Source organism: Ancylomarina euxina, from assembly GCF_003863355.1.
Taxonomy (GTDB): domain Bacteria; phylum Bacteroidota; class Bacteroidia; order Bacteroidales; family Marinifilaceae; genus Ancylomarina; species Ancylomarina euxinus.
Genome location: NZ_QQWG01000043.1, coordinates 1 through 4,016 on the forward strand (window position 1 = coordinate 1; position 4,016 = coordinate 4,016).

3 protein-coding genes are annotated in these 4,016 nt (G+C 36.7%); 1 reads left to right on the plus strand and 2 read right to left on the minus strand.

Features of this window, described 5'->3' with window-relative positions:
* Positions 1 to 299: 299 nt before the first annotated feature.
* Together DWB61_RS17395 and DWB61_RS17400 are read right to left on the minus strand one after the other, a co-directional pair.
* Positions 300 to 2,357: a hypothetical protein gene (locus tag DWB61_RS17395; RefSeq protein ID WP_197091219.1), complete on the minus strand. Its 2,058-nt coding sequence runs from the start codon at positions 2,355 to 2,357 to the stop codon at positions 300 to 302.
* A 288-nt stretch (positions 2,358 to 2,645) separates the two neighbouring features.
* Complete coding sequence (locus tag DWB61_RS17400) at positions 2,646 to 3,215, minus strand: HD domain-containing protein (protein ID WP_125032212.1); 570 nt, start codon at positions 3,213 to 3,215, stop codon at positions 2,646 to 2,648.
* 184 nt (positions 3,216 to 3,399) lie between these two features.
* Between DWB61_RS17400 and DWB61_RS17405 the strand changes: the two genes are divergently transcribed.
* The gene (locus DWB61_RS17405; RefSeq protein ID WP_125032213.1) at positions 3,400 to 3,762 is read left to right on the plus strand and encodes a twin-arginine translocation signal domain-containing protein; all 363 of its coding nucleotides are present in this window, start codon (positions 3,400 to 3,402) and stop codon (positions 3,760 to 3,762) included.
* Positions 3,763 to 4,016: the final 254 nt, after the last annotated feature.

The following is a 4,016-nucleotide window of genomic DNA, read 5'->3' on the forward strand; positions in this document are numbered from 1 at the left end:
TCGTGTCCTATCTGATTTACCCTATGGGATTACGGTTGAATTTTGGGCGTTCCCAATCTATGGCTCGGTTACCCTTCCCATTTGAGCCTTATATCAGATTTCTGTTCGTTAGAACATCGACTTTGCTGATGGCTTCCTTCAGATTTGTAGTCACCTACAACACCCTTGCCAATCGCTAGTACTTCCTATCAACTCGGCGTACACAGGAACTTACATCCTGCTAGTATATCACCATGCCCGACATACAAAAAAAGGCATCCCAAACGGAATGCCCTTTCAATTATATAGTATCTGATAATTTAGTTCTGAAGACTCTTCACAGATTCTCTAGCTGCATCAATCATTGGTTGAGTTGACAACTTACTACCTGTAGCCTCTACCATCCACTGGTTAGGCGTTAAACGTCCTTGCTTAAAAATACGATCAACCTCTTTAGGGAAGCTCTTACCTTTAAGTTGCTCCTCTAATTGGAATTCAATCACATTACCAAAAGCATAGTTTGATAGGTATAGCGGGCTATTTAGCATGTGTGAATAAACCGCCAAAATAGTCTGATCTTTCATGCCGTAAACTGGTGCATAAAACTCGTTCCAAATTTCCTTAGCAATTCGCATTGTCGCATCGCGAAGCTGAGCAGCATCTGCTTCAGGGTTTGCATATAACCATTTCCAAACACGGATATCAAGAACTGATACACCCATAATTTCGTATGCGCTCCAGAATAAGTCTAGCTTCTTCAAAGCATCTTTCTGATCAGATTCATCATTTCTACCTAAAAGTAGCATATCTCTCTTTTGAAAGATGAAAGCCAGGGCCTCAGTAAATGCAGTATTGGGTACACCATTCATCGTGAAATTATCAACATCGTATAACGAGATTGTTTGCTCTACATTGTGTCCAAATTCGTGAATTGCAATATTGTAGCCTTTATAATCCATTCCTTTCGCACCAATTCGAGTACGTAAGTGAGCCTTTTGTCCTTTTTTAGCTCCACCCCAAGCATGTCCCGATCCACGTGCAGGATCAACAGCAATATGGTCTGCCAAGAATTTAGCTCTATCTTTTCCGTAACCTAATTTCTCTAATAGATTAGAAAGGTCAGCTTCTAGAGCAGGTGCATTAGGATACAATTTTCTAGTCTGAGCATCAAGCTTAGACTCATCCATACCACTACGAGCTTTGAAACCATCGTACCAAATATCAAATGGCTGCAAGTCACGCCCCAATCTCTTCTTAATTAGTTCACCTACTTTCTTGGTTTCTTCTGATTTTAAGAAATCAGTAAAGATCTTCTCCGTATTCTCATGTGAAATTTCCTTTGCACCTGCATACTGTCTTTCAATAAAAGTATTCTGATCAGGATAGTAAGGGTCAATTGCTTTATTCGCATGGAAATTATTCAAGATCTGCTGGTATCTCTCATTTGGCTCTGGAGTCGCCTCAATTGTTTTACCATCCTGGTATACCACATTTGTATAAGGATCCCATTCGTAATCACCACTATTAATTACCTTTTCTGGAATCTCTTGAGAGATTATGCGTTGCATTACCTTATAAATGATCTTTTGCTTCTCTAGTCCATCTGTAGAATTTGCATAATTCGCTTTAATTTCATCACGCAAGTTCCAGTGCGAAAGAAGAACCTTATCCTCTGGAAAGAAACGCTCACCATTAGCATCAGTCAAATGACCAACAAAAATATTGTAATCAGCAATATACAGATCAGAACCTGCAGCAGCTTTACCTGCATTCTGCAATAATTCTGCAGGAACCCTTGCTGTAAAATAGTCACCTAAACGTGCGTAAGCCCACTGCTGACGATTCCATTTCCCTGCCAAAGATTCTTTCTCTTCAAGACTATAGGGAGGAAAATTTAAGGCAATAATAAATGCGATTTTATTTTTGTAAAAATCATCCTGCCAGTGAGCATCAACGCTGTATGCACCAAAATAATTATCTATAGAGTGCTGCTCAAACGTATTTAAGTGAACAGGCTCCAATAAGTCAAGCGTGATTTTATTAAAATGACCTGTTATGATTTCGATATTGCGCGATATCTTATTAAACACCAACTCTCGTTCTTCCTCACCTGCAATGTAATTGACTTCACAAAAAGTTTTGAAAGCCTCAGCATTACCATCACTCTCAATCCAAAGATTAGCTACATGTTTCACTCCTCTTGACAATAGACTCTCGTTCGCATTAGGGAATTTTGCTTTCAAAGCACTTACTGTAGCATCTACAGTCGATTTATCGATATTTGATTTTTCAACACTAGTTGTTTGGGTAGTCGTTTCGTTTGGTTGACAAGCCGTAAAAAATAAAGCAGTACATACAAACAGAATTATTTTTTTCATTGTAGTTAGATTAGGAGCTCCTTAGAGCGAGTTGTTTTGATTTTCCGCTAAAGATAGAGTTTTCTACCAAGTGTAAAAATGACAGGACTCAGGAATTTCAATTATGAAAACGAATTAGGAATTATAATTGATGATTTATGAATTAAAACAAATAAAATATAGACGCAGATCACAAATGATCATTTATGATTTTAATATATTGTGATCACACAAAATCATAGTTAATCAGTGTCTAATACTAATTCATCGTTTATAATTCATAACTCATAATTAGTAAATCATTTATAATTATGCAAGGCCTAGTTCATCAGCAATTCCTTGCATGGCAGTTAGTACACCTTCAATTAACTCGCCTCGTTCAAGGCCCAACATTTCGGCACCTTTAGCAATGGTTTCACGATGACAACCAGCAGCAAAGTTCTTTGTCTTCCAGGTTCTTTTCACCGATTTCACCTTCACATCCATAATAGATTTTGAAGGGCGTACTAATGCGGTTGCTGTGATCAATCCTGTAAGTTCATCTATTGTATAAAGCGTTTTCTCAAGTAGTGACAGAGGTTCCACATCGGTACACGAACCAAAGGCGTGAGATTCAACAGCACGAATATAATCCTCAGGCCAATTTGCTACTTCGAGAATTTCTCTGGTTTTAATTGTATGCCTATCTGGCGCTACTTCCCAATCCATATCATGAACTAATCCAATCACCCCCCACTTTTCTTCATCCTCACCATGAATTTTAGCATAATAGCGCATGACCGCTTCCACTGCCAAGGCATGTTTGATTAAACTATCCGTTTTTATATACTGCTTCACTAATTCAAAAGCATCTGACCGGTTAGGTATATAGTCCTGCATAATTGAAAATAATTTTAATTTATACTTAAGTCAATAAAAATATCTAAAAGTTTTATTTTCAATAGCATCCCTACCAACTTTTATCTAGTCAACTATAAAAAACTGTAGCCGATTGAAGTTCTTCACTTTCAAAATCAATACATTTTAGGTATATTCGGATCCAGAACTCTTATTTTATCATTATATGAAGAAAGACAACAGACGAAAATTTATACAAAAATTAGGTGTAACAGTTGGTGCAACTGCACTTCTCAATACAGAAAGTATGGCTTCAGTAGCCAATATGCAGTCAGGTAAAGATATTGAACGATCAGAATTCTTGAATAATTATGAAAATTGGGTTAATCAATACATTAGTGTGGTTGAGAAGGAAAAATCTGACAAAAATAGCATGGCCAACAAACATCGCATTATGGAGTTATCGCATCAAGCCAAAGATTGGCAGGAGAAAATTGCACTCTATTTAAACGACGATACTTTTAAGCAACGTTACATCCAACTGTCTATGCGTTTATCGGATAGCATTAACAGTGAGCTTGAAGCCTAACCAACTTGTATTGCTAAATTGACATCAAAAGCGATCTTAAAAGATCATTTTGAAATTTAATTGGTATAAGCTCAAATAAGAAAGATTATCTTTATAAAGATCTTCAACTGACTAACTAAAAAAAAAAGAGGGTGTCCAAAAATGGATACTCTCTTTCTTTTTTTCATACAAACATCTAATAATCAAGTGATTAAATTGTGTTTTATTTTGAGATGCTATTGATTATTAGTAACTTAAGGCATGAGAAAGCCTAA

Coding starts and splice junctions, on each gene's coding strand:
- DWB61_RS17395 (WP_197091219.1), bottom strand. CDS start 2,357: ATGAAAAAAATAATTCTGTTTGTATGTACTGCTTTATTTTTTACGGCT.
- DWB61_RS17400 (WP_125032212.1), bottom strand. CDS start 3,215: ATGCAGGACTATATACCTAACCGGTCAGATGCTTTTGAATTAGTGAAG.
- DWB61_RS17405 (WP_125032213.1), top strand. CDS start 3,400: ATGAAGAAAGACAACAGACGAAAATTTATACAAAAATTAGGTGTAACA.